Here is a 24,628-nt window from a genome sequence, read left to right on the forward strand (position 1 = left end):
AACTCCCTACCCAGTGCGTCCTTTTCGAACGCGCTCGCGCGCTCGAATCTGGTCGCGGACGTGGACGTTCACTTCTTCTTCAGACAGCATCCGCTCGCGCACGTAGCCAATCGCCCAGACGAGCGCGATAAACGGCGCAAGCGGGATGAGCAACACGACGAGCAGGCCGAACCAGATGAGCCCAAGCAGGCTCATCTCGGTGTTGCCGTGCATCCCCATCTCTGGTTTGACCGTTCGGTACACCTCTTTCAGGTCGCCGGTAAGCCCCGATTCGTCTGTGGTGGCAATCTCACTCTCGCTCATACTGTCCTAGACGCGCCGAGAAAGAATGAACGTAGGCCTACACTCAGCGAATCCGACTTATTCCAGATGGATCGCCGGACGGAACGGCTCTGCGTGGCGGGCTTTGTCCGCCGGGTCAACGGCGTCTTCGCCTTCGCGGTAAATCTCGATGTTCGCGTCGAACTCCGCGCCGAAGAAGCGCGCGGCGTCCTCGTACACCTCAAATTCGTCCAACTCGGCCATCGTGGCGAGCACGTCGTCGTTGCGTCCACGGACCACGTCTACGAGACTCTGCACTAGGTCATTGACCTGATTGCCCTTCTCGCGCAGGGACTCGTGTTGCATGACCTTGCCCATCACCTGGCCAATGTTCGTCCCCGTCTCGACGACCTCGTCGAAGACGGTGTACTTCCAGTCGGCGGCGGTGTAGATGCGAATCGTCTCCGGGTTCGAGTCCGTGACGTTGACGATGTCTTGGATGTCGTCGGTCAGCCGGGTGATTAGCTGTTCGCGCACTTCGGTTTCCGTGCGGACGAACTCGGATTCGACCTCCGGCCACGGTGACTCCTCGACCGACTTTCCGGTCAACTGCTCGTGCAGTTCGTTCGTGACGAACGGGACGATAGGCGCGAGCAGGCGCAGGCGGGTTTCGAGCACCTTCCGCAGCGTCCACGTCGCACCGGGGCGCTCCAGATTCGCGCGGCGACGGTACCAGCGCAGATTCTCCTCGAAGCTGTAGAAGGCGGCCTGACTCGCCGTTCGCGTCTCGAAGCGGTCGAGCGCCTCCGTCGTCGTCTCGACCGTGTCCTGCAGCTTTGCGAGCAGCCAGCGGTCGATGTGTTTCAGGTCTTTTTCGCCCTCGTCGCCGTCGATGAGCGCTTGGGCGCGCATCCAGAAGCGGTCTAACTGGTTGCGCGTGGACTCGACTTGCTCTGCGCGCCAGTCGTAGTCCTGCCACGGCTCTGCGGAGTTGAGCAAGAACAGGCGGACGGTGTCCGCGCCGTACTCTTCGATGGCCTCTGCGGGCAACACGACGTGGCCCTTAGAGGAGGACATCTTGTCTCCTTCGAGCAGTCCCATCCCCATGATGGTGATGCCCTGTGGCTGCTTTGGCTTCTCGAACAGCTCTGCGTGGTGGAACAGGTAGAACGTCAGGTGGTTCGAAATCAGGTCGTTGCCCGAACATCGGTAATCGACGGGATACCAGTAGTCCCACTCCTCGCGCAGGTCGAGTGCCTTCTCGTTGTCGCCCTCCCCGAGCAGTAAGGTGTCGAAGAACTCGCGGGTGAGTTCCTCTGGAGGCACGTCTTGGATGCGGTGGGCGATGGTGTAGTACGCCATGTAGATGGTCGAATCGGACAACGGCTCAATGACGAAGTCCGTGTCCCACGGCAGGCGGGTTCCCAGTCCGTAGTTGCGAATACACGGCCACTCGTTCAGCCAGTCGACCGTGTGCAGGTACTGTTCGCGGGTGTTTTCTGGAATCGCGTCCAAATCCGCGATGGCTTCTTTCGTTTTCTGTTTCCAGTCTTCGTCGTTGTAGCGCAGGAACCACGTGTCCTGTTTGGCAACTTCGACAACGCCGCCACACCGGCAGATAACCTCCTCTGAGAACTCGTACATCGCGTCGAAGGCACCCTGACTCTGGTAGTGGGCTTTCAGGTCGTCGCGGACGTGTTCGACGATTTCGCCCGCGTACTCGCCGTACATGTCATTCAATTTCCCGGCATGGAACTCGCGGTTGTAGACCTCCTTGGTCGCCTTCTCCAGTGCAGGGTCGTCCGAGGCCGTAATCCCGTGTTCTTCGACGGCGTCTTTGGCAGGGAACTCGCCGTACCCTTCGACTGTCAAAATGGCCCGCGGCTCGATGGCCTTGACGTCGGCGGGGTCGATGCCAAAGGCTTCCATCCGCGCGGTGTCGGCTTTCGCCTCTGCGAGTGCCACCCAGTCGTCCGGGCTGTGGGCCGGGACGGACATGACGACGCCCGTCGCGTTGTCGGTGTCCACGAAGTCTGCGGGCAGAATGAGGACTTCCTCGTCGGTCACGGGGTTCGTGACGAACGTGCCAATCAGGGCTTCGCCCGTCAGTTCCTCGGTGACCTCTACGTCGCGCTCTTGTAAGCGCAGTTTTTCGACTGCTTCGACCGAGACAATCCACTCCTCGCCGTCCACGGTGGCTCTGCGGTACTCGCCGTCCGGTTGGACGTAGGCGTTCGTGACGCCGTGAACCGTCTCCGGGCGCAGCGTCGCCATGGGCAACACGGTGTCGCCGTTGCGGAACTTGACCAGCGTGTACTCTTGGAACTCCGCAGTTTCACCCTCCAGCAAGTCGTGGGTCGTCACCGGGTTCTGCTCGTTCGTACAGAACTTGACCGGGTGGAGGCCCTTCTCCAACAACCCGCGCTCGCGCAGAGTCTCGTACTGCCACGTGATGAACTTCGAGTAGCGCTCGTCGTTCGTCGTGAATTCACGACGCCAGTCGATAGAGAGGCCGAGCGCCTTCATGTTCTTCTTGTAATGCTCTTCGATGAAGTAGCGGGCAAAGCCCATCGGCGTCTCCAGGTCCGAAAGCGTCTCCGCGGGGACGTTGTAGGTGTCGCGCAGGACGGAGAGCTGCTTCTCCTCGCCCTTCTTCAAGCGTTCGACGGCACCGATAATCGGCGTACCCGTGACGTGCCACCCGAGTGGGAACAGCACGTTGTCGCCCTGTTGGCGGCGATAGCGGGCGTACACGTCCGGGACGGTGTACGTCCGGGCGTGCCCGATGTGCATCCCGCCGCTCGGATACGGATACGCAACCGTGATGAACGTCGCCTCCTCTCGGTCGTCGGGGGTGGCTTCGTACAGGCCCTCCTCGGCCCACTGCTCGCGCCACTTCCCCTCGACTGCGCGGGGGTCGTAATCCATGTACTCTCGTTCAGGTGGCGAAGGTAAAAGAACTACCATACCTGACGCTCGCAGGTGTCTGATAGCCTCGCGGGCCCCACAGTGGGACCCGCAGAGAAAAACCGCTTAGTCGATGTTGATCTGCTTGCCTTTCGTCGCGCCAGCGACCTTCGGCAGCGTCACCGAGAGGACGCCGTTTTTGTACGACGCTTTCGCGTCGTCACCGTTTACGTCCTCTGGGAGGTGCAGCGAGCGGCGAACCGTGCGGTGGCGGCGCTCTTTTTTGACGTAGGTCGCGTCTTCTTCTTCCATCGACTCCTCGTGTTCGGCTTTGATCGACACGCGGTCACCGAGTACCGAGAGATGGATGTCTTCGCGGGTGAAGCCGGGGAGGTCTGCGGTGAGGACGAACTCCTCGTCGCGTTCCTCTACGTCGACCATAATCTGAGACATGCCCATCATGCCTTTTCCGGGCATATCTTCGAACTGGCGTCCCATGCGTTCAAACATCTCTTCGAGTTCGTCAAACGGGTTGTATTTTCGCATTGCCATTTGAAACCACCGGGTCTACCCCAAGACCCTCGGCTACTCTATACGTCAGACTGAGATTTAACGCTACTGCGTGTTCTCTCTCAGAGAGACCCTGCCCGCCGATTTCGCGCGCTGTGCCGCGCCCCGAGGAAGGCGTATGCCCCGCCCACACAGATGAGATACCAGAGCGGGAACCCAAAGGCGAGCAGCCCCACGCCCACCCCGAGTTCGCCAACCGCGACGACGCCAACCGCGAGCAGGGCGAGCACGCCCACCCCGACGAGTCCTGCGACCGCCGCCCACATGCGGGTCGCCGTCCGCTGGGTTAGGTCACCGCCGCGGCGTTCCGTCCGGCGTGCCAGTATCGCGTACGTCGCAAGCGTCGCCCCAACGGCGACGGTTAGTCCCACTGGAATCCCGACGAACAGCGACGGCCAGATGAGCGGGTCGAGCCACGCAGTCACGAGGAGGCCGCTCCCGAACCCAGCGACGAGACCGACAAACACGCCCAACGCGGCATGAAACAGGACAGTTCGCTCCATGAGTTAAGATTTGTCTGCTGAGTCGATATAGCGGCGCGTTGAGTATCACGCGGTGAGAATCGAGAGAAGAGACGGAGAACGCCTACCGATTCAGCGTGTGGATGGCCTCGCCGCGAGCGTTTGCGGCGGCTTCCATCACGGCTTCTGCGAGCGTCGGGTGGGTGTGAATCGTCGCGGTCAGGTCTTCTAACGTCGCGCCCATCTCAATGGCGAGCGCGAGTTCGGCAATCAGCTCTGAGGCCTCCGCCCCCACAATCTGGCCGCCAAGGATGAAGCCCGACTCCTCGTCTGCGACGACGCGGACGAAGCCATCACTGTGGCCGGTCGAGAGCGCGCGCCCGCTCGCCATGAACGGGAACTTGCCGACGGCAGGCTCGAAGCCGGCGTCTTTGGCCTCGTCTTGGGTCATGCCGACGGTTCCGACTTCGGGGTCGGTAAACACCGCGGCGGGGATGGCCTGATAGTCGAGCGCCGACGGCTCGCCCGCGATGACTTCGGCGGCGACGTGGCCCTCTTTCGAGGCCTTGTGGGCGAGCATCGGCTCACCGGCAACGTCGCCGATGGCGTAGATGTGACCCACGTCGGTGCGACACTGGTCGTCGGTCTGGAGGAAGCCCTTCTCGTCGGGTTCGAGGCCGGCGGCTTCGAGGTTGAGCGTGTCCGAGACCGGCTGGCGGCCAACGGCGACGAGCGTCTTGTCGGCTTTGAACTCCGAGGTTTCGCCGTCTTTGTTCTCGGTGACGACGGTCATTCCGTCTGCTTCTTTGCGCCACTCTTTGGCGGCCTCGCCGAAGTGGAACTCGATGCCGAGTTCCTCGGCTTTCTTTTTGACCACGCGGGCAACATCCGGTTCGTAGCCGGGCAGCGCGTCGTCAAGCATCTCGACGATGGTGACCTCGGTGCCGAGTTTGGCGAACACCGTCGAGAGTTCCATCCCGATGTAGCCCGCGCCGACGACGACGAGCTTCTCTGGAATCTCGTCAAGCGCGAGAGCGTCGCGCGAACTCAGCACGTGCTCGCCGTCGAACTCGAAGCCGGGAATCTGGAACGGCCGCGAGCCGGTCGCGATGATACACGAGTCGAATTCGATGGATTCTGAACCCTGTCCCTCGCCGCCGTGGGCGACGCGGACGGTGTTCTCGCCAGCGAACTCGGCGGTGCCCTGCATGAGGTTCACGCCGTTTGCTTTCATCAGCTTCTCGACGCCGCCGGTGAGTTGGTTCACGACGCCGTCTTTCCACGCGACCATGCCCTGCATGTCGACGACGGGGTCTGCGTGGATGCCCATGTCCTCTGCGTTTGCGGCGTTGTGCGCCACATCGGTTGCGGAGATGAGCGCCTTCGAGGGGATACACCCGTAGTTCAGGCAGGTTCCCCCGTAGGCGTCTTTTTCGACTATCGTCACGTCTAAGTCGAGTTGCCCGGCGCGGATGGCGGCCACGTAGCCGCCCGGTCCCGCACCGATAACCAATACGTCCGTCCCAGTTGCGATGTCTCCAACGACCATTATTCAAGTAGTAGTAGTGCGGGGTTTTCCAGATAGTTCTTGACCGTGTTGGCAAACTGTGCCGCGACCGCGCCGTCGATGATGCGGTGGTCAATCGAGAGCGAAATCGTCATGATGTGGCGCGGCACGACGTCGCCGTCGACCACACGGGGCTTTTCTTTGATTGCGCCGAGGCCGAGGATGGCGACTTCGGGGAAGTTGATGATTGGCGTCGCGTACTCGCCACCGATTGCGCCAAAGTTCGTGATGGTGAACGTCCCACCCTGCATGTCGCTGCGGGCAATCGAGCGGTCGCGTGCCTTTTCCACGAGGTCGTTCATCTCTTGGGACACCTGCAGCATGCCCTTCTGGTCTACGCCTTTCACGACGGGAACCATCAGGCCAGCGTCCGTCGCCACGGCCACGCCGATGTTGTAGTCCTTCTTGAGGACGATTTCCTCTGCCTCCTCGTCGAGCATGGAGTTCATGTACGGGAACTCCTTCAGCCCGGCCACGATGGCCTTCATGACGAACGGCATGTACGAGAGCTTGACACCGCGCTTTTCGGCCTCTTCTTTGAGGTCTGCGCGCATCGCCACGAGGTCGGTTACGTCGATTTCGTCGTGATGCGTGACGTGCGGGGCGGTGTACTTCGAACGCTCCATCTGCTTGCCAATGGTGCGGCGAATCCCGCGATACGGCACGCGCTCGTCCTCTTTGGACGTTTCCGCGATTGCGGCCACGTCCGCCTCCTTGGCGGCGGTTTGGGCCTCTGCGTACTCGCGGACGGCCTCGGGCGTCACGAACGACTGGCCTTCGCGTTTCTCGACTTCTGGCACGGCGTTCAGGTCGACGTCAAGTTCCTTCGCAAGCGTCCGCGTTGCGGGTGCAGCGAGCGTCTTCTCGCGGTCTGCTTTCTGCATCGAGACGGCCTGTGAACCACCTGCGGTCGATTCAGTGGTCTCTGGAGCGGGTTCCGACTCGACTTCAGGCTCCGGTTCGGCGGCCTGTGCGCCGTCATCGCCACCTTCTGCGGCGGTGCGAACGTCTTGGTCGGTCACGCGACCGCTCGGGCCTGAGCCGACGACTGTCGTGATGTCGACGCCGAGTTCGCGGGCGAGACGACGGGCGCTCGGGGCGGCGAAGATGCGGCCGCCTTTGGCAGACGATTCACCGTTCGAGGCGGCCTTTTCGGCTTCGACTGGTTCCTCTGTTTCCGGTTCTGCTTCTGTCTCCGCTTCGACTGGCGGTTCGTCTTCACCCTCCACGTTGAACGTGATGATGACGTTGCCAACCGGAACCATCTCGCCTGCCTCTGCGAGAATCTCTCTGACGGTTCCGTTTACGGGCGAGGGAATCTCGACAACTGCCTTGTCCGTCTCTGCTTCGGCAACCGGCATGTCTTCGGTGACGGTGTCACCCTCGGAGACGAGCCAGCTAACGATTTCTGCTTCCGTGAGTCCTTCCCCAACGTCGGGGAGCTTGAATTCGAATACCATCTTAGAACTCGTAGGCCTCTTTGATGCCTTCCTTGATACGGGCCACCTGTGGGAGGTAGTAGTTTTCGAGCGCGTAGAGCGGGAACGGCGTGTCGAACCCGGTGATGCGCTTTACCGGCGCTTCCTGATAGAGGAGGGCTTCTTCCTGAATCGTCGCGGCAATTTCGCCGCCGAGGCCGCCGGTGAGCGGGGCCTCGTGGACGACGGCCGCGCGGCCGGTCTTCTTGAATGATTCGATGATTGCCTCGTCGTCGAGCGGCGAGAGCGTCCGGAGGTCGATGACCTCCACGTCGATGCCTTCTTCAGACAGCTCGTCTGCGGCTTCGAGCGTTGGTCGGGTCATCGCACCCCACGTGAACACGGACACGTCCGTCCCCTCGCGGCGGGTGGCGGCCTTTCCGAGTGGTACGGTGTACGTCTCGTTTGGCACTTCCTCGCGGAAGGCGCGGTAGATGAGCTTTGGCTCTAAGAAGATGACCGGGTCGGGGTCGCGGATGGCGCTTGCGAGCAGCCCCTTCGTGTCGTACGGCGTCGAAGGCACGACGACCTTCAGGCCGGGTTCGTGCGAGAAGAACGCTTCTTTCGACTCAGAGTGGTGTTCTGGCGCGCGGATGCCGCCACCGTAGGGCGCACGAACCACCATCGGGCAGGTGTACCGGCCGCGACTCCGGGTGCGGAGGCGGGCGGCGTGGCTCACAATCTGGTCGAAGGCGGGATAGATGAACCCAAGAAACTGGATTTCGGGAACTGGCTTCATGCCGTAGGCGGCCATGCCGATGGCCGACCCGACGATACCGGATTCTGCGAGCGGCGTGTCGATGACGCGGTCGTCACCGAACTCGGCCCACAGGCCTTGGGTGGCGCGGAAGACGCCGCCGTTTTTCCCGACGTCCTCGCCCATCACGATGACATCGTCGTCGCGTTCCATTTCGCCTTTCAGCCCGTCGCGGACCGCCTGTACAAGCGTGAGATTTTGCGTATCGCTCATTTATTCCTCCAAGAGTTTTTCGTCGCCGTACATTTCGCGGAGCTGTTCGAAGTCCTCCCACTGGGCACGGACGCGAGCGGGCATCTCCTCGAAAACGTGGGAGAAGATTTCGTCGGGTGATGGCCGCGGGACGGCCTCTGCCTCGGCGATGGCCTCTGCCACGTCGTCTTCGATTTCCTGCTCGATGGCCTCAACTTTCTCGTCGTCCAGCAGTCCCTCGCCGCGGAGGTACTTCTCTAAGCGTGGAATCGGGTCTTTTTTCTTCCAGTGTTCGACCTCGTCGTCGTCGCGGTAGACGGTCGGGTCGTCGGCCGTGGTGTGCGCCCCGAAGCGGTACTGGACGGCCTCGATGAGCGTCGGGCGAAGTTTGCCCTGTGGGTCTTTTGCCTTGTCCACGGCGTCTTTCGTGACCTTGTAGACGGCGAGCGGGTCCATGCCGTCAACTTGGACGCCCTCAAAGCCGTAGGCAACGGCCTTCTGGGCAATGGTTTTCGCCGCGGTCTGGCGTTCGCGGGGCACCGAAATCGCCCACTGGTTGTTGTTACAGAAGAAGATGTTCGGCGTGTTGAAGACGCCCGCGAAGTTGAGGCCTTCGTGGAAGTCGCCTTCGCTCGTCGCGCCGTCACCGAAGTAACAGATGAACGCCTTGTTCTCGCCTTTGAGCTTCGAGGCCCACGCGGCACCGGTGGCGTGGAGCACCTGCGTCGCAATCGGGACGGAGGCGGTGAAGATGTTCACATCTTCCGGCGGTTTGTTGCCGTCTTCGTGACCCATCCAGTAGAGGAGGGTCTGTTTGAGTGGAAGGCCGCGAATGAGTGCGGCACCGTGTTCGCGGTAGGAGGGGAACATCCAGTCTTCGTCTTCGAGCGCCATGACGCTGCCAATCTGGGCTCCTTCCTGCCCCGAGAGTGGGGGGTAGGTTCCCATCCGGCCTTGGCGCTGGAGACTGACCGCCCGCTGGTCGAATCGACGTGCGAGTGTCATGTTCTGGTACATGCTCACGAGCGTCTCGTCGTCGAGGTCGGGGACGGTTGCACCTTCTAAGACGTTGCCCTCATCGTCGAGAATCTGTACCTGGTCGCTGGGGTCACGCTGAAGCGTGCTCACGGTCGAACCCACCTTCCTGACATGAGCAAAAAGTCATCATCCTTGGTTAAAGTGTTTTCGTAAATCCCTTTGGGTAACTCCTATTCTTGCCGGACTTTCTTAGAGAAACGTCCATTTTGGGCGAGAATAGTGGAATTATAACTCAACATCGTGGATTGTTACTGGACACTTCTGGTCGAATATGAAATTTGATGAAGAATCGAGTGACCCACTGGTTTGCCAGTGCGTCACTCACGCAAGACTCGTGGGTGAAACCAGCCGACTCAGGCCGACTGTGACGCCGCCCGCGCCTCTTCGCGTGCCTGCTCTACGGTCTTGCCTTCGCGCAGGATGGCATCGACGAACAGCTCGCCAGCCTTGTACGAAGACCGAACCATCGGCCCGCTGGCACAGTAGAGGAAGCCGAGTTCGTCTTCTGCCACCTGCCGCCAGACGTCGAACCGGTCTGGGTGGACGAACTCGGACACATCGAGGTGGCGACGCGACGGCTGGAGATACTGGCCGAGCGTGACGATGTCCACGTCCGACTCCCGGAGGTCAGAGAGCGTCTGGTACACCTCGTGGTCGTACTCGCCAACGCCGAGCATGATGCTCGTCTTCGTGTAAATGTTCGACTCGTCTGCGACCTGTTCGAGCACCGAGAGGCTCTGGTCGTAGGCCGCCCGCTTGTCCCGAACCGGCCACTGGAGGCGTTCGCACGTCTCGATGTTGTGGGCGATGACGTCCGGGTTCGCGTCGATGATTTTTCGCACTAACTCGGGTTCGCCCTGGAAATCGGGAATCAGCACTTCGACGAGGATGCCCGGGTCGCGGCGCTTGATTTCGCGGATGGTTTCGGCGAAGTGGCCCGCACCCTGGTCGGGGAGGTCGTCGCGGTCGACTGAGGTGAGCACGACGTAGTCTAGGCCAATCTCGGCGATAGCTTCTGCCACGTTCGCGGGTTCGTCCTCGTCGAGCGGTTCCATCCCGCCGGTCTGTACGTCACAAAAGTTACAGCCCCGCGAACAACGGTCGCCCATCAGCATGAACGTCGCCGTGCCCGGCCCGTTGCGACCACTCCAGCAGTCGCCAAGATTCGGGCAACTGGCCTCCTCGCACACGGTGTGGAGGTTGTGCTCGCGCAGGGTTTGCTTGATTTTGGTGAACTGCTGGCCGGATGGCGGGCGCATCTTCAGCCAGTCAGGCTTCCGCGAGCGACTCATACGCAAATGTCTGGAGACACGGGAACAAAAAGCTAAGGTAACCCCAATTTGTCGCACAAGCGTCGCGCCCTTACTGTACCAATGTGCGTCACGGTGTACGGTTTTGCGCACGAGTGGTATGGTATTCTTCCCCACGAGAATTCCTGACAAATATATGTATCTGGGGCAATAATTGTACTATATCTTTCAGAATGTGGCGTCCAAACTTTGAGCTCTCTCCGGCCGATATCACCGATGGGCCATTACTCCGCGCGTTGCTGGTTCTCTCGACTCCGCTACTGGTTCAGAATTTCGTGCAGGTAGTCGTCCAAATCGTTGACCTCATCTTCCTCGGTCGGTTGAGCGGTGACGCCGTCGCTGCGGTGGGACTCGTCGCGCCTGCGGTGGCGCTGTTGTTCGCCATTTCTATCTTCATCCCCTACGTTGGGACGCAGATTCGCGTCTCTCAACGCATCGGTGGCGACAACCTCACTGGCGCACGCCAGTCGTTCGGCTCTGGCATCTACATCACTCTTGGAATGGGCGTCGTACTCGGCGCACTCGCCTTTCTCGCCGCCCGCCCGCTCACCGCCCTTCTCGTGAGTACGAACCCACTGAGCGTGGATGGAGCGGTTCCGGCGATGGCCGCGGTGTATCTCGGTGTCATCGCACTCGGCCTCCCGCTCATCGCGCTCGGCGACACGCTCGAAGCCGGACTCGTCGCATGGGGTGACTCGCGCGCGTCGCTCTGGATGAACCTCACGTCGGTCGTCGTGAACATCGTTCTCGACCCGCTGCTCATCTTTGGCTACGGCCCACTCGAAGGGCTTGGCGTGGCGGGTGCGGCGCTTGCCACCGTCATTGGCTACACAACTGGAATGGCCCTTGGCCTCGTACTCATCCTCCGCGGCCGAAACGGTGGCATGCTCTCTGCGCAGTCGTTCGTGTTCGACGTGGCGGAACTGCGCTCCATCTTCAGCGTGGGGCTTCCGACGGCCGTCCAACAGAGCGCGAACCAGATTGTGCGCCTCATCATCGTCGTCGTCGTCTTCGCCGTTGGCGGCGTCGCGGGTATCGCCGCCTACGTTGTCGGGGCGCGCGTGGCGAGCGTCGCGTTCATCCCCGCACAGGGCCTGCAACAAGCCGCTCAGAGCATCGTCGGGCAGAACCTCGGCGCGAAGAAAGTAGAGCGAGCGAAGCAGACGACGTGGCTCGGCGTCCAACTCGCCGCCGGTGGGCTCGCGCTCATCGGACTGGTCCAGTGGCTGTTTCCAGCCACGCTCACGACGCTGTTCGTCCCCGAACTCTCAGTAGAAGGCCTCGCGCTCTCGATCGAGTACCTGCGCATCCTCGCCTACGGCTATCCTGCGCTGGGGGCGATCTACCTGTTTCAGGCAGGATTCAACGGCGCAAGCCGGACGAAAGTCAGCATGTACGCCTCGCTCATCCAGTACTGGGGCGTGCGCCTCCCCATCGCCGCCGTTGGCGGCCTCGTCCTCTCGTTTGGCATGGACGCCGTGTTCTGGGCGGTGACGCTCTCTAACATCACCGCCGCCGTTGGCCTCGGCGTCTATTTCTATCACTCGTCGAGCACGGGCATGTTCACCCGGGCGAGTGCAAGCGCGGCCGACTAGGAAACGCCTTTTGGCAGGGCGACTAAGGTGCTACCAGATGGCGGTCTCTCTCACGTTCCCTACTCGCATTGTGAGGTGTCTCGCGTGAAAGTCGCAGAGGCAATCCCGCAGTTCGAAGCCGTGTTCCCGTTCGAGGAGTTCAACCAGATGCAACGCGAGGCGTTGCCCGCGATTTTACACCGCGAGGAGAACCTCGTCGCGAGCGCGCCCACGGCGAGTGGCAAAACCGCGCTTGCCGAACTCGCAATCTGTAAAGCTCTCGCAGACGGCGGGAAGGCGCTGTTCATCGCGCCGCTTCGCGCGCTCACCAACGAGAAAGAGTCCGAGTGGGAACGCTTCGAAGACCTCGGCTACTCCGTCTACGTCGTCACCGGCGAACGGGACCTGAACTCCCGGCGGGCAGAGCGCGCCGACATCCTCGTGATGACCCCCGAGAAGACGGACTCGGCCACCCGCAAACACGACTCGCCGCGCTACTCGTTTATCACCGACGTGACCTGCTGTATCATCGACGAGGTACACCTGCTCGACTCAGACCGCAGAGGCAGCGTTCTCGAAGTCACCGTCTCGCGCCTCCGTCGGCTGTGTAATCCGCGCATCGTCGCGCTCTCTGCGACCATGCCGAACATCCAAGACGTGGCCGATTGGCTCGGTGCCGTTCCCGAAACCACCCTTGAGTTCGACGACGCCTACCGCCCGGTTGACCTCCACGCAGACGTCCAGACGTACACCCACGGAGACAACTCCTTTGCGGACAAGTATCGCAGACTCTACCGCGCCATCGACCTCGCAGAACCGCACATCAGAGACGGCGGACAGGCGCTTGTCTTCGTGGCCAGCCGCCAAGACACGGTGCAGGCGGCGAAAAAAGCCCGCGACGAACTCGCAGAACGCGACATCCCGATTGGCGCACGCGGCGACTACGACTTTCATACCGACGCCCAGAAACTCCAGAACAACACGCTCAAAAATTCGGTGACAGACGGCGTTGCATTCCACCACGCAGGACTCTCGAAAGAGGACAAGGACGCCGTCGAACAGTGGTTTCGCGAGGGCAAAATCCAACTCCTCTTCTCCACGTCCACGCTCGCGTGGGGGGTGAACCTTCCCGCCAGATGTGTCGTCATCCGCGACACGAAACTCCACGACCCGCTCGAAGGCGAGGTGGACATGAGCCCGCTCGACGTGCTCCAGATGCTCGGACGCGCCGGGCGACCGGGCTACGACGACGTGGGCTACGGCTGGGTGGTGTGTGACCGTTCTGAGGCCGATAAGTACCGCAAACTGCTCCGCGAGGGCAAGGAAATCGAGTCCCGACTCGCAGACGATTTGGATGCTCACCTGAACGCGGAAATCTCGATGGGCACGCTGCGCGACTTAGACGACGTGATGAGCTGGCTCGACACCACCTTCTACGCCGTTCGCGCTCGCTCGAAACCAGAGGAGTATGACTTCGCGGGCCTCCGCGACCGCGTGCGCGACGCACTCTCGGGCCTCGTCTCTCGGGGGTTCGTCGAGATGGACGACAATCTGGGCGTCGATGGGACGGGCCTCGGCGTGCTCGCCTCGAAGTTCTATCTCAGACTTGCCACCGCAGAACGCTTCAAACGCCTCGCCGACCGCGACTTCGTGGACGAGGCCGCGATTCTCGAAACCGTCGCGTGCGCCGCCGAGTTCGACAGCGTGAGCGCGCGCCAGTCCGAGCGCGACGCCATCAACGCTATCCTCGTCGGCCAGAACACGCCAGACAGCATGGAACCCGGCCAGCGCAAAGTGCTCGCCATCTTGCGAGCCAGCATGAACGGCGGGACGCCGCCGGAACTCCGCTCTGATGCGTGGGTCATCCAACAAAACGCCCGCCGCCTGCTCGCGGCGATGCAGTCGTTCTTAGAACGCTTCGACACCGCAGAAACCGCGAACCTCGCCCGCCGCGTCGAAGCCCGCGTGGAAACCGGGATTTCGAGCGCCGCCGTTGGCCTCACCGCCATCGACGGCGTCGGCTCGGGGCGTGCGCACAAACTCGCTGGAGAGGGCATCGAAACGCCAGAAGACGTGCGCGCCGCAGGTGTAGACGGCCTCATCGACGCCGGTCTCTCTGAGGGTGTTGCAGAGCGCGTCTTCAAAGCCGCCCGCAAACTCCCGAGCGTCGAACTCGACTGGGGTACGTTCCCTGAAACCATCTCGACGGGGCAAAACGACATGCGCGAAGTCCACGTCAAAAACGTCGGCAAGGGCGCGCGCGCCGGGCTTCGAGTGACGGGTAACGACACGGAAGTTTCTGCGAAGGCGTCGTATCTTGGCGAGGACACGCTGCTCGTTCCCGTTTTCGGCGGCAACTTCGAGGAAATCGAGTACTCCGTCCACATCGCGTTCCCCGACCTGCCGCTCCTGCCACAGGTTGAGCGAAAAACCGTCCGCGTGAACTGAGCAGTTTCTTCGGCGGCACGCTGACTACCAAGATTCACAGTTAAGTCAATTGAGTAATTATTTTGCCCAATGGACGATTCGGACACGATTCGGGTTGCCAAGACCAATCAGACACGGGGAGTCATCTTCGCGGTCAGTCTGATCGTCATCGGAATACTTGGCAGCACTCACGTACCCGGATTGGCTCCGTTCTTCTGGGGACTCGGTGGCCTCGGACTGTTCGTCTCAGGAGTCTACTTCATTCGGAGCTTCCCGCGCCCAGAGTAACTTCGCCACTCAATTTTTTATACGAACACGCAACCAGTCCGGGCCATGCCCGACTCGATTCGCGTCCTCGCTGGCGACTGTACGATGAGCGTCGAAGGTACCCGCGAACAGACCGCTCGCGGCCACGTCGTGGTGATTGCAAAGCCCGACAATACGCTCCTCATCCACGACGCCGACGGCTACCAGCCCGTCGCGTGGCTCACCCGCGCCGATTCCCTGTCGATGAGCGAGTCTGCCATCATCGCAACCGACGGCGATCAGTCCCTGACCGTCACCATCCACGACGAGTATTCAGAGGCTCGCGTTCCGGCGAGCGAAGCGGGAACGCCGGTCGGCACCTGTCCCGCGTGCGAAGAAACACTCGTCGAAACCCGAAAATTCGTCTCGTGTCTTGGGTGTGATGCATCCTATGGCCTGCCCCAGCACGCAGACATACTTGACGAACAGTGCGACGACTGTGGCCTGCCAAAAATGTGCGCCACCCACGGACAGGCATTCGAGCTCTGTATCGACCGCTCGTGTGAGTCGCTCGACGGGCTGATTCAAGCCGAGTTCGACGGGAACTGGCAGTGTCCGGAGTGCGGCGGCGACCTGAACATCCTCCGACGAGGAAGCCTCATCGCCGGATGTGAAAACTATCCAGAGTGCGAGACCGGCTTTGCGTTCCCGACCGGTCTCCACGCGGGCAACTGTCCGTGTGGCCTGCCCCAATTCGAAACGGCGTCGGGTCATCGGTGTCTCGACGCCACCTGTGACGCGGTCTGACCGCAGGCCCTTTGTCGTCAGCCGCCAGCAAATAGGCATGAACGGCACGTTCGAAGACGGCGTCGTCCACGTTGGCGGGAACGCCCGCCAGCAGTACTACGACGCCCGTGGTTACGGCCGCCCGCTCGGGGGCAACGAGGTCGAACTCGACCCCGTCGAAGCGGCGCACCTGCTCTTTCGCGGCGACCTTGACACGGTCGATGGGATGGACTTTCAGGCGTTTTTCTCCCACGTCACCGGCGACGGCTTCGCCGTCCGCTTTCAGGTCTACCGCGACCTCCGCGACCGCGGCTTCTATCTCTCTCCCGCACGCGAGGGCTGGGTCGAACCGACCGACGACGAGGATTTCGTAGTCTTCCCTCGCGGCAACGGCCCGTGGAACGACGAGATAGCGTACCGTATCCGCGCCGTTGGCGAGCGCCAACGCGTTCCCGCGGCTTCTTTGGGAACTCTCGTCCTCGCCGTGGTAGACGAGGAGGGTGAAATCACCTACTTCGACACCGACGAACTCAACATCGACGGCAGTTCGACGTTTGACCTCCCCGCCTGCTCGGGCACGCTCATCGACGACCGCGTCGTCGTCTGGGAGCCGCCGAGCGACCTCTACGCGTCAGCGTTCTACGGCCAGCCACTCGGTGGTCGTCGGATGGAAGACGGCCCGGTGCAACTCTCGCTGCTCGAAGCCGCCTACCTCGCTGCCAACGGGACGCTCTCAGTCGAAGGAGGCGTTGACGCAATCGTTGAGCGCGGCCGCGAAGCCGAAGGCGACCGATTCGACCGTCGCCTGACGGTGTACACCGAACTGCGCGACCGGGACGTCGTCCCCAAAACGGGCTTCAAATTCGGCGCTGACTTCCGGACCTACGCCGAGGTGGAGTCGGTCTCCGACCTGAGCCACTCCGAGTACCTGATTCGCGTGCTCGAACGCGACCACGCCTTCGCCCTGCGCGAGTTGGCGCTCGACGTGCGACTCGCCCACGGGGTCAGAAAACGAATGGTTTTTGCGCTGACGGATGCGAACGACGGAACAGAGACCTGGTTGTCAGTAGGTCGACTCACACCATGACACGCGATACAGACCACAACACGGGAGCAGCGGGCGAGACAGATGCGACGACGCTCGACCCGTGGGGTTCGTCGACCATCGCTGACTACCGCAAACTGTTCGAGGAGTTCGGCATCGAGGAGTTCGACGATTTGCTTGCCGACGTGGAGAATCCACATTACCTGATGCGACGGGGCGTCATCTTCGGCCACCGCGACTATCGGGCCGTCCTCGACGCGATGGCCGCGGGCAAGCCAACCGCTGCGCTCTCGGGATTCATGCCAACGGGCGACCCCCACATCGGCCACAAACTCGTTTTCGACGAAATCATCTGGCATCAACAGCAGGGCGCGGACGCCTACGCCCTGATTGCCGACTTGGAAGCCCACGCCGCCCGCGGCCTCTCGTGGGAAGAAATCGATGAACACGCCCGCGACTACCTACTGAGCCTGCTCGCGCTCGGCTTCGACCCTGAAGCAGGCGAACTGTATCGTCAATCAGAGAACCGCGGGCTGCAGGATCTCGCGTTCGAACTCGGCATCAAGGCCAACTTCTCCGAACTGGAGAACATCTACGGCTTCGACGGTGAGACGGACGTTTCGCATATGCAGAGCGTCGTGACGCAAATGGCAGACATTCTCTACCCGCAACTCGACGAACCGAAGCCGACGGTCATTCCCGTGGGTCCGGACCAAGACCCCCACGTTCGCCTCGCCCGTGACCTCGCCGCCCGGATGCGTTATTTCGGCGTCACCAAAGCGTTCGCCAGTTTCGAAGCCAGTGGTGACGAACTCGAACTGCTCGGGGCGGCCCACGGCGCGCTCTCGGCCGACGACGGTGACACTGTCCGGTGTGAGGACGCCGCTGCATGGCTCCGCGAACACGGGAACCCCGACGACGACGGCTTCGGCAGCGTCGTCGCCAAACTCGACTCTGCCGGGAAAGAGCCGCTCGAACCACGGGTTCGGTTCGTTGACCGCAACGCCACCAAAGAGGCGTTCGAGGCGCTCATCGAAGCCGTCGAGGGCGAAAAACGCGTCTACGACGAACACATCGACTCGTTCGACCTCACCCGCGAGGAGGCAGAGGCGTTGGCCCGAGAGGTCGAACTCGACAACGGCGGCTACGGCTTCTACGCGCCGTCCTCGATTTATCACCGCTTCATGACCGGCCTCACCGGCGGGAAGATGTCCTCCTCGATTCCGGCGAGTCACATCAGCCTGCTCGACGACCCACAGGACGGCTACGACAAGGTGAAATCCGCGACGACGGGCGGCCGCTCGACGGCCGAAGAACAGCGCCGACTCGGCGGCGAGGCCGACAAGTGTCCCGTCTACGAACTGTACGCCTACCTGCTCGCCGCGGACGACGACGCCTTCGCGAAGAAGGTGTACGACGAGTGCGTCGGCGGCGAGCGACTCTGTGGCGGCTGTAAAGAGCAGGCAGCAGAGCTGATGAAGGAGTTCTTAGAAGACCATCAAGAAAAGCGCGCAGAGGTCGAACACCTCCTCGAAGACGCGGACATCGAACTCGTCTCGTCGCGTCGCTGAGTCGCCGTTCAATATCTGCGGTTCGCGCTCTGCAGCAATGTCCGGAACGCTTTTTAGCGAATCCGCTCGTATCACCGGATATGGCATCCGAACCCACGCCTGTGTTGACCGGCGACGACTCTCGTGTGACCCCCGGGTTCGGCTTTTTTCGGTTCTGAATAGCGCGGCGGTGGAATCCGGCTTTCGGGCCAGAGGAAACCGGCGTGAGCGCATCCGGAACCGCTAACTGACTTGCTCGCAGTGTACGCGACAACACCAAATAATGAAACTACCCGAACCACAGGTCGCGGTCTTAGAGGCCGCGTCCGCCACAGACGTACAGACATTCTCCCGACTGGCAGAGGCCACCGACCTCCCCGCAGAGACGGTCGCCGGAGCCGCCTTCGCGCTCGAAGCCGAGGGCCTCATCACCGTCACAGAAGAAACAGACGAGACCGTCACCATCACCGACGAAGGGCTTGAGTACGCCGAGGACGGCCTCCCCGAAGTCCGCCTCTATGAGGCTGCACTCGAACAGGGCGCAGCCGAGCAAGCCGTCGAGATGGGGCGCATCATCGGCGCGTCCGGCCTTGGCGGCCCGCAGGTCAACATCGCGCTCTCGAATTTCGCGCGCAAAGGCTACGGCTCGATAGACAGCGGCGCGGTCTCGGTGAACCCTGACGCAGACCCTGACTCAGACCCAGAAGCGACCGCCCTCGCCGCCCTCGTCGCAGGTAATTCCGTCGAAGACAGCGACGTTCTCTCTCAGCTCTCTCGTCGCGACCTCGTCGAAGTCGCAGAATCGACCATCCGCTCTGTCCGCCTCACCGACGCTGGCGTCGATGCCCTGATGGCAGGGGTCGAAGTGGCAGAAACCGTTGGTCGGCTCACCACCGAGATGCTCACTTCCGGCGACTGGCAGGACGTCGAGTTCGCCGAATACAACGTCGAAGCCGACGCAGAGGAGTACCGCGGCGGCAAAGAACACATCCTCCGCCAGACGGCAAACCGCGTCAAAGACGTGCTCGTCGGCATGGGCTTCCAGGAGATGGAAGGCCCGCACGCGGACAGCGAGTTCTGGATTAACGACTGTCTGTTCATGCCCCAAGACCACCCGGCGCGCACCCACTGGGACCAGTTCGCCCTCGACGTGCCGCCGATGGACGACCTCCCCGAAGCCCTGCTCGAACGGGTGCACGACGCTCATCTCTACGGTGCGGGCGAGGACGGCGAGGGGTACCACTCGCCGTGGACCGAGGACGTCGCCCGCTCAATCGACCTCCGCGGGCACACCACCTCGCTCTCGATGCGGTATCTCTCCGGTCACGAGGTCGGGGAACTCGAAAAGCCGTCTCGGCACTTCTCCGTCGAGAAGGTGTACCGCAACGACACGCTCGATCCGACCCACCTGCTCGAATTCTACCAAATCGAGGGCTGGGTCATGGCTGACGACCTCTCGGTGCGCGACCTGATGGGAACGTTCACCGAGTTCTACGAGCAGTTCGGCATCACCGACTTGGAGTTCAAACCGCACTACAACCCCTATACGGAACCGAGCTTCGAGCTGTTCGGCCGCCACCCCGAGACCGGCGAAATCATCGAAATCGGGAACAGTGGCATCTTCCGCCGCGAAGTGCTCGACCCCCTCGGCGTCGAGTGCGATGTGATGGCGTGGGGGCTTGCCTTAGAGCGGTTGCTCATGTTGATGCACGGCTTCGAAGACATCCGCGACGTACACGGCACGCTGTGTGACCTCGACCTGCTGCGGAACGTGGAGGTAGTCTACTAATGCCCGTTGTTGACGTTGACCCAGATGAACTGCGCCGGCTCACCGGCCACGACGAAAAGAGCGACGACGAACTCAAAACCGACCTGTTCGGCCTCGGCCTCGAATTCGAGGGCGAAACCGACGACGGCGAGTTCCAACTGGAGTTCGCCCCGGACCGCTTAGACCGTCTCTCGGTCGAGGGCGTCGCCCGGTCGCTTCGCTACCAGTACGGCGACGACCGCGGCGTCTACATCCCCCGGACGAACGACGCGGACTGGTCGATTGTCGTAGACGAATCGGTGCCCGACGAACGCCCCTACGTGACCGGCGCAATCGTCCGTGGCGTGAACCTCTCAGATGAGGGGCTCGAATCGCTCATCCAGCTCCAAGAAAAACTCCACGCGACGATGGGACGCAAGCGCGCCAAAGGCGCAATCGGCGTCCACGACCTGACCATGCTCAAGGGCGCGAAAGCGACCGACGAAGCGGGTGAGCAGTGTATCACGTACAAGGGCGTTGACCCCGACGGCGTCACCTTCGTCGCTCTCGATTCAGACCAGGAACTCACCCCGCGCGAAGTGCTCACGGAACACGAAACGGGCACGAAGTACGCAGACCTCGTGGAAGGCCTCGACAAATTCCCGGCCATCTACGACGATATCGGCCTGTTCTCGTTCCCGCCGGTCATCAACGGCCGCCGCACGGAGGTTTCGACCGACTCGCGCGACCTGTTCATCGAACTCACGGGCACGGACCAGTGGACAATCGACCGGATGTGTAACATCATCTGCTACGCACTCGATGCCCGCGGGGGGACTGTCGAGCAGGTCACGGTCGAGTATCCAGACCGCGAACTCACGCGCCCCGACTTCGAGGTGGAGACGAAAACCGTCACTCACGAGCGCATCGAAAAGCTGCTCGGCCTCGACTTCGAGGAGAAAGAAATCGTTGACTTGCTCGAACGCGCCGGCCTCGACGCCGAAGTCGAGACCGTCGGTGACGACGAACTCGCCTACGAGGTGTCCGTCCCGCCGTACCGCGTGGACGTACTCCACCCGCTCGACATCGTGGACGACATCGGGCGGGCCTACGGCTTCAACGACCTCGAACCGACGTACCCTGATGTGTCGACCGTCGGCGGCCTCCACGAGCGCTCGCGGCTCGAAACCGCCGCGCGCGACACGCTCGTCGGGCTTGGTTTCCAAGACCTGCTCAACTTCCACATGACGAGCGAGGTCGAAAACTTCGAGCGGATGGGGATTTCGCCCGATGACGACGGCCTCGGCGCGGAAACTCCGGTGACCATCACCGAACCGTACAGCGAGGAGTACACCATGCTTCGGACGTGGAACCTCCCGTCGCTCATGATGGTCTTAGAGAACAACACCCACCGGGCGTACCCGCAGGACTTGGCTGAAATCGGCTTCGTCGCCCACCGCGACGACTCGCTGAACACCCGCGTCGCGGAAGCGCGGCACGTCGCCGCCGTCCTCGCGCGCAACGACGTGTCCTACGAGGACGCGAAAGCCCGCCTGCAGGCGCTCTGTCGCGCCTTCGACGTGGAACTCGAAACCCCAGCAACGCAGCATCCGTCGTTCATCGCCGGGCGCACCGCCGCGGTCGTCGTAGACGGCGAGGAAGCCGGCGTCATCGGCGAGGTACATCCGGAAGTGCTCGTCGAACACGGCGTCGAACTGCCCGTCGTCGGTTTCGAGTTCGACCTGAGCGCGCTGCAGTACTCAAGGTAAATCCGCACCGACGGCGTCTTCGACGCTGTCGTAACCGTCTTCTTCGAGCAGTTTCAGCAGGCCCTTGTTGATGTCTCGGGCGAGAGAGGGGCCGTGATAAATGAGCCCAGTGTAGAGTTGGAGGACGCTCGCGCCCGCTTTGATTTTCTCATACGCCCCGCGCGCTGAGTCGATGCCGCCGACGCCGACGACGGGTTTGTCCGTGCGTTTTGCGACGAAGCGAATCATCTCCGTGGCGCGGCCTTCGATTGGCTTTCCAGACAAGCCGCCGGTCTGGGCGCTGTTCGCGTTCTGGAGGTGCGCCGGGCGGTCGGTTGAGGTGTTGGTCGCGATGACGCCGGCTAAGTCCAGTTCATCGACGACAGCGAGGGCGTCTTCGACGGCGGCGTTCGTGAGATTCGGCGAGAGTTTCACGAGCAGCGGGCTCGCGCCGGCGTCTTGAAGCGTACGAAAAATGCGTTCGAGCGGCTCGCGATTCTGGAGTTCGCGCAGCCCCGGTGTGTTCGGGCTGGAGACGTTCACCACGAAGTAGTCGCCGCCGTTTTTGACACGCTCGTAGGTGTACAGATAGTCCTCGGCGGCGTCTTCGAGCGGGGTCGATTTCGACTTCCCGATATTGATGCCGAGCGGGAAGTCCACGTCCACGTCTGCGAGGCGGTCGCCAATCAGGTCTGCGCCCTCGTTGTTGAACCCCATGCGGTTGACGAGCGCCTCGTCTTCGGGCAGGCGGAACATGCGCGGTTTCGGATTGCCGGGTTGGCGTTCTGCGGTGACGCCGCCGACTTCGACGTGACTGAAACCGAGGCCAGCGAGCGCGCCGGGAATCTCTGCGTTCTTGTCGAATCCGGCGGCCACGCCAACCGGATTCTCGAACTGCTGATTGAACGCCCGCACCCGGAGACGGTCGTCGTTGACCGTGTAGGCGCGACGCATCGCGCTCATGATCGGCGTGCCATCGACCGCCCCGAGCAGCCGGTGGACCATCCCGTGGGCCGTCTCCGGGGGCAACCGGAACAGCACGGGTTTGGCCGCGTTGTACAGTCTCATTGTGTCACGAAGCGGAGGCCACGTCGATAAAGCCCGTGGATGTGCCGAGGGCGGTGCATTGAAGGGAGCGCTGTGCGCAGGTTTGGTATGCCTCGCGGAACGCACCTTTGCGCTCTTTCCGACCTCTCAGAAACCGACTCGTACCTGTTCACCGTGCGCGTGAATTGGATGGGAGTGAGCAAATTCGGAGAAATTGCGAACGTCGTCGGGGGCTGAGATTTTCCGGTGGGAAATCGAGCGGTTCCGACGGTAGCGAAGAGGAAGTCATCCTCGTCAATCTCGCAGACTGCGTCGCGGCGTGGAAGAACTTCTGCCAGCACGAAACCGACCAACGGCTCGACCGCGGGACGGGCGCGGCTATCCGTGACGGTGAGCTTATCTGCCCCAAACACGGCTCGATGTTCGACGGCTGTTCTGGGCACTGCGACAACGGCAAAGCCGCAGGCTCGACGCTCGTGGAGGTAGAAATAACGGTCGAAGATGGCGACGTGTATCTCACGGATGCAAAATGTCGGTTCGTCCGCGAGGGTGGCATCGACGACGGAGACGACATGCCCTCGTCGTCCTCGCACCTCTCGTTTTAAGCCTCGTCGCTCGCTGGCGTGAGCGTCGTCGGGTCGAGTGCACCTTCGAGATAGTCGATTCCTCGCTCGGTGATGCGATAGACGACCTCGTCGCTGATTGCTTCGAGCAGGCCGTAGGCACAGAGCACCTCGATGCGCTGTTCGACGTATTTCAAGTGCATGCCAAGCCGATTGGCGATGAGCGGTGCGTAGTCCGGGCGCTCGCGCCGGAGATAGTCCAGAATCCTGTGGTCAGCGGAGTGCATCCATGCTGCTCGCTGGGTCATTGTAGCCATCGATACCCTTAGGAGTTATGCGACTCGGTAGCATATAACACTATCTCCGGCGTGCGCCGTGTTGGCTCGGTCTGCGAGGCGGCTGTGGGCTGTCCCCCGCAGATAGCCGTGCTGGCTTCCGGTTTGGGGACTTCGCGATACTCATTAGTAACCGTTATACGGCGTCCGTTCGACGCTTCAGGCATGCAACGACGCGCCGCGGCCATATTTGCAGTGTTCTTCGTCGTTGCCGGTGCGGGGGCCTACGGGCTCATCGCAACGGCCGAACAGCCGCACATCAAACTGGATAGCCCCACGTACGGCATGAACGACACGGTCACGGTCGGCGACCGAACGTACACGGTGACGAAAATCGCCCTCGAAGAGTCGGGCGGCGGCGGGCACGGCGGCGGCGGTGGTGCCAGCTACGCCGGTGAACTCCAGTGGACGAACCAGTCTGCGGAATACACCGCGGAGTTAGCGAACAACTCGACCGTTCCGTACAACGACGGGACGTACCGCGTCCTCGTCCCGAACGGCACGAACGTCTCCTCGTTCGCGCTCCACCAGGAGTTCAACGTCACCCAGCGGCTGGCCGCTGACCCTGCCGTGGACAACGAAACCATCACCCGCAACGGCGAGCGCTACGTCGTCTACTCGGAAAACGAGAGCCTCCGACTGCTCTCTGAGTACCTCCCCGACCCGGACACCCAAGAGTTCCAGACCGGTGACCAAATCCAGTACCAGAACAACTCGACCACCGTCAAGAGCGTGTCTTCGAGTGGGGTAACCGTCGATTGGTTCGCGCCGAAAACCAACACCATCGAACTCTCCCAAGGGGGTAACGTGACCCTCTCCGGTGAGTCCTACGTCGCGAACTTCGTCTCAGAAGAGGAAGTGCAACTCTCGCCAAACTATGACGAGTTCGCCGCACAAGAGCACGAAATCACCGAGTTCGAAGACACCATCAACGGACTTTGGGGCGTCACCATCTTGAGCCTCCTCTCGGTCATCTTCATGGTTACCTTCGCGTACCTCCCGAACAAAGGCTAATCCGG

The 24,628-nt window shown here is 62.0% G+C and carries 21 protein-coding genes; 10 read left to right on the forward strand and 11 right to left on the reverse strand.

The genetic code is table 11. The features are described from left to right. Positions 1-6: 6 nt before the first annotated feature. From V5N12_RS03370 to lipA, 9 genes are all read right to left on the reverse strand, one after another. Positions 7-303: a DUF7535 family protein gene (locus V5N12_RS03370; protein WP_332897742.1), complete on the reverse strand. Its 297-nt coding sequence runs from the start codon at positions 301-303 to the stop codon at positions 7-9. 57 nt (positions 304-360) lie between these two features. After that, entirely contained in the window at positions 361-3,189 is a 2,829-nt protein-coding gene (leuS, locus tag V5N12_RS03375) for a leucine--tRNA ligase (protein ID WP_332897743.1), read from the reverse strand. A gap of 105 nt (positions 3,190-3,294) precedes the next feature. Then, positions 3,295-3,720, reverse strand: a complete 426-nt coding sequence (locus V5N12_RS03380; protein WP_332897744.1) for an Hsp20/alpha crystallin family protein — start codon at positions 3,718-3,720, stop codon at positions 3,295-3,297. Positions 3,721-3,800: 80 nt separating this feature from the next. Further along, a complete protein-coding gene (locus V5N12_RS03385; RefSeq protein WP_332897745.1) occupies positions 3,801-4,241 on the reverse strand; it encodes a hypothetical protein in 441 nt (146 codons plus the stop codon). A gap of 82 nt (positions 4,242-4,323) precedes the next feature. Then, positions 4,324-5,748 (reverse strand): dihydrolipoyl dehydrogenase, encoded by a 1,425-nt coding sequence (lpdA, locus tag V5N12_RS03390; protein ID WP_332897746.1) that lies wholly within the window; start codon positions 5,746-5,748, stop codon positions 4,324-4,326. Beyond that, positions 5,748-7,226 carry a dihydrolipoamide acetyltransferase family protein gene (locus V5N12_RS03395; protein ID WP_332897747.1) on the reverse strand — a complete coding sequence of 493 codons (1,479 nt, stop codon included), beginning with the start codon at positions 7,224-7,226 and terminating at the stop codon, positions 5,748-5,750. Before V5N12_RS03395 ends, lpdA begins: the two co-directional genes overlap by 1 nt. Before the next feature lies 1 nt (position 7,227). Further along, positions 7,228-8,214, reverse strand: coding sequence for an alpha-ketoacid dehydrogenase subunit beta (locus V5N12_RS03400; protein ID WP_332897748.1), 987 nt, complete (start codon positions 8,212-8,214; stop codon positions 7,228-7,230). After that, positions 8,215-9,321 carry a pyruvate dehydrogenase (acetyl-transferring) E1 component subunit alpha gene (gene pdhA / locus V5N12_RS03405; RefSeq protein WP_332897749.1) on the reverse strand — a complete coding sequence of 369 codons (1,107 nt, stop codon included), beginning with the start codon at positions 9,319-9,321 and terminating at the stop codon, positions 8,215-8,217. A gap of 263 nt (positions 9,322-9,584) precedes the next feature. Next, on the reverse strand, positions 9,585-10,523 hold the full coding sequence (gene lipA, locus V5N12_RS03410) for a lipoyl synthase (RefSeq protein ID WP_332897750.1): 939 nt from the start codon (positions 10,521-10,523) through the stop codon (positions 9,585-9,587). 191 nt (positions 10,524-10,714) lie between these two features. On the opposite strand from lipA, the gene V5N12_RS03415 reads away from it, so the two are divergent. The 8 genes from V5N12_RS03415 to pheT all read left to right on the forward strand — a co-directional run bounded on the left by V5N12_RS03415 (position 10,715) and on the right by pheT (position 21,685). Continuing rightward, on the forward strand, positions 10,715-12,136 hold the full coding sequence (locus V5N12_RS03415; RefSeq protein ID WP_332897751.1) for an MATE family efflux transporter: 1,422 nt from the start codon (positions 10,715-10,717) through the stop codon (positions 12,134-12,136). An 84-nt stretch (positions 12,137-12,220) separates the two neighbouring features. Next, positions 12,221-14,563 (forward strand): DEAD/DEAH box helicase, encoded by a 2,343-nt coding sequence (locus V5N12_RS03420; RefSeq protein ID WP_332897752.1) that lies wholly within the window; start codon positions 12,221-12,223, stop codon positions 14,561-14,563. Positions 14,564-14,632: 69 nt separating this feature from the next. Continuing rightward, positions 14,633-14,830, forward strand: a complete 198-nt coding sequence (locus V5N12_RS03425; RefSeq protein WP_332897753.1) for a hypothetical protein — start codon at positions 14,633-14,635, stop codon at positions 14,828-14,830. 45 nt (positions 14,831-14,875) lie between these two features. After that, positions 14,876-15,595 carry a DUF91 domain-containing protein gene (locus tag V5N12_RS03430; protein WP_332897754.1) on the forward strand — a complete coding sequence of 240 codons (720 nt, stop codon included), beginning with the start codon at positions 14,876-14,878 and terminating at the stop codon, positions 15,593-15,595. A gap of 37 nt (positions 15,596-15,632) precedes the next feature. Beyond that, positions 15,633-16,661 carry a tRNA-intron lyase gene (gene endA, locus V5N12_RS03435; RefSeq protein ID WP_332897755.1) on the forward strand — a complete coding sequence of 343 codons (1,029 nt, stop codon included), beginning with the start codon at positions 15,633-15,635 and terminating at the stop codon, positions 16,659-16,661. Further along, positions 16,658-18,190 carry a tryptophan--tRNA ligase gene (locus tag V5N12_RS03440; protein WP_332897756.1) on the forward strand — a complete coding sequence of 511 codons (1,533 nt, stop codon included), beginning with the start codon at positions 16,658-16,660 and terminating at the stop codon, positions 18,188-18,190. Before endA ends, V5N12_RS03440 begins: the two co-directional genes overlap by 4 nt. 262 nt (positions 18,191-18,452) lie before the next feature. Then, positions 18,453-19,958, forward strand: a complete 1,506-nt coding sequence (gene pheS, locus V5N12_RS03445) for a phenylalanine--tRNA ligase subunit alpha (protein ID WP_332897757.1) — start codon at positions 18,453-18,455, stop codon at positions 19,956-19,958. After that, positions 19,958-21,685, forward strand: coding sequence for a phenylalanine--tRNA ligase subunit beta (gene pheT, locus V5N12_RS03450; protein ID WP_332897758.1), 1,728 nt, complete (start codon positions 19,958-19,960; stop codon positions 21,683-21,685). Before pheS ends, pheT begins: the two co-directional genes overlap by 1 nt. Here the strand turns inward: pheT and V5N12_RS03455 are convergent. Then, entirely contained in the window at positions 21,677-22,732 is a 1,056-nt protein-coding gene (locus V5N12_RS03455) for a quinone-dependent dihydroorotate dehydrogenase (RefSeq protein WP_332897759.1), read from the reverse strand. The genes pheT and V5N12_RS03455 overlap by 9 nt on opposite strands. Before the next feature lie 212 nt (positions 22,733-22,944). On the opposite strand from V5N12_RS03455, the gene V5N12_RS03460 reads away from it, so the two are divergent. Next, positions 22,945-23,316, forward strand: coding sequence for a Rieske (2Fe-2S) protein (locus tag V5N12_RS03460; protein ID WP_332900068.1), 372 nt, complete (start codon positions 22,945-22,947; stop codon positions 23,314-23,316). Here V5N12_RS03460 and V5N12_RS03465 read toward each other — a convergent pair. After that, positions 23,313-23,582 carry a DUF2250 domain-containing protein gene (locus tag V5N12_RS03465; protein ID WP_332897760.1) on the reverse strand — a complete coding sequence of 90 codons (270 nt, stop codon included), beginning with the start codon at positions 23,580-23,582 and terminating at the stop codon, positions 23,313-23,315. The genes V5N12_RS03460 and V5N12_RS03465 overlap by 4 nt on opposite strands. A gap of 192 nt (positions 23,583-23,774) precedes the next feature. Here V5N12_RS03465 and V5N12_RS03470 point away from each other — a divergent pair, with 192 nt between their 5' ends. Next, a complete protein-coding gene (locus V5N12_RS03470) occupies positions 23,775-24,623 on the forward strand; it encodes a hypothetical protein (protein WP_332897761.1) in 849 nt (282 codons plus the stop codon). The last annotated feature ends 5 nt before the right edge of the window (positions 24,624-24,628 follow it).

The organism is Haladaptatus sp. CMSO5 (assembly GCF_036689885.1).
In the GTDB taxonomy this organism is placed as follows: Archaea; Halobacteriota; Halobacteria; order Halobacteriales; family Halococcaceae; genus QDMS2.

What these genes read in the sequence shown, in the direction of transcription:
- V5N12_RS03370 (WP_332897742.1), bottom strand. Translation starts at nt 303, where the DNA reads ATGAGCGAGAGTGAGATTGCCACCACAGACGAATCGGGGCTTACCGGC.
- leuS (WP_332897743.1), bottom strand. Translation starts at nt 3,189, where the DNA reads ATGGATTACGACCCCCGCGCAGTCGAGGGGAAGTGGCGCGAGCAGTGG.
- V5N12_RS03380 (WP_332897744.1), bottom strand. Translation starts at nt 3,720, where the DNA reads ATGGCAATGCGAAAATACAACCCGTTTGACGAACTCGAAGAGATGTTT.
- V5N12_RS03385 (WP_332897745.1), bottom strand. Translation starts at nt 4,241, where the DNA reads ATGGAGCGAACTGTCCTGTTTCATGCCGCGTTGGGCGTGTTTGTCGGT.
- lpdA (WP_332897746.1), bottom strand. Translation starts at nt 5,748, where the DNA reads ATGGTCGTTGGAGACATCGCAACTGGGACGGACGTATTGGTTATCGGT.
- V5N12_RS03395 (WP_332897747.1), bottom strand. Translation starts at nt 7,226, where the DNA reads ATGGTATTCGAATTCAAGCTCCCCGACGTTGGGGAAGGACTCACGGAA.
- V5N12_RS03400 (WP_332897748.1), bottom strand. Translation starts at nt 8,214, where the DNA reads ATGAGCGATACGCAAAATCTCACGCTTGTACAGGCGGTCCGCGACGGG.
- lipA (WP_332897750.1), bottom strand. Translation starts at nt 10,523, where the DNA reads ATGAGTCGCTCGCGGAAGCCTGACTGGCTGAAGATGCGCCCGCCATCC.
- V5N12_RS03415 (WP_332897751.1), top strand. Translation starts at nt 10,715, where the DNA reads ATGTGGCGTCCAAACTTTGAGCTCTCTCCGGCCGATATCACCGATGGG.
- V5N12_RS03425 (WP_332897753.1), top strand. Translation starts at nt 14,633, where the DNA reads ATGGACGATTCGGACACGATTCGGGTTGCCAAGACCAATCAGACACGG.
- V5N12_RS03430 (WP_332897754.1), top strand. Translation starts at nt 14,876, where the DNA reads ATGCCCGACTCGATTCGCGTCCTCGCTGGCGACTGTACGATGAGCGTC.
- endA (WP_332897755.1), top strand. Translation starts at nt 15,633, where the DNA reads ATGAACGGCACGTTCGAAGACGGCGTCGTCCACGTTGGCGGGAACGCC.
- V5N12_RS03440 (WP_332897756.1), top strand. Translation starts at nt 16,658, where the DNA reads ATGACACGCGATACAGACCACAACACGGGAGCAGCGGGCGAGACAGAT.
- pheS (WP_332897757.1), top strand. Translation starts at nt 18,453, where the DNA reads ATGAAACTACCCGAACCACAGGTCGCGGTCTTAGAGGCCGCGTCCGCC.
- pheT (WP_332897758.1), top strand. Translation starts at nt 19,958, where the DNA reads ATGCCCGTTGTTGACGTTGACCCAGATGAACTGCGCCGGCTCACCGGC.
- V5N12_RS03455 (WP_332897759.1), bottom strand. Translation starts at nt 22,732, where the DNA reads ATGAGACTGTACAACGCGGCCAAACCCGTGCTGTTCCGGTTGCCCCCG.
- V5N12_RS03465 (WP_332897760.1), bottom strand. Translation starts at nt 23,582, where the DNA reads ATGACCCAGCGAGCAGCATGGATGCACTCCGCTGACCACAGGATTCTG.
- V5N12_RS03470 (WP_332897761.1), top strand. Translation starts at nt 23,775, where the DNA reads ATGCAACGACGCGCCGCGGCCATATTTGCAGTGTTCTTCGTCGTTGCC.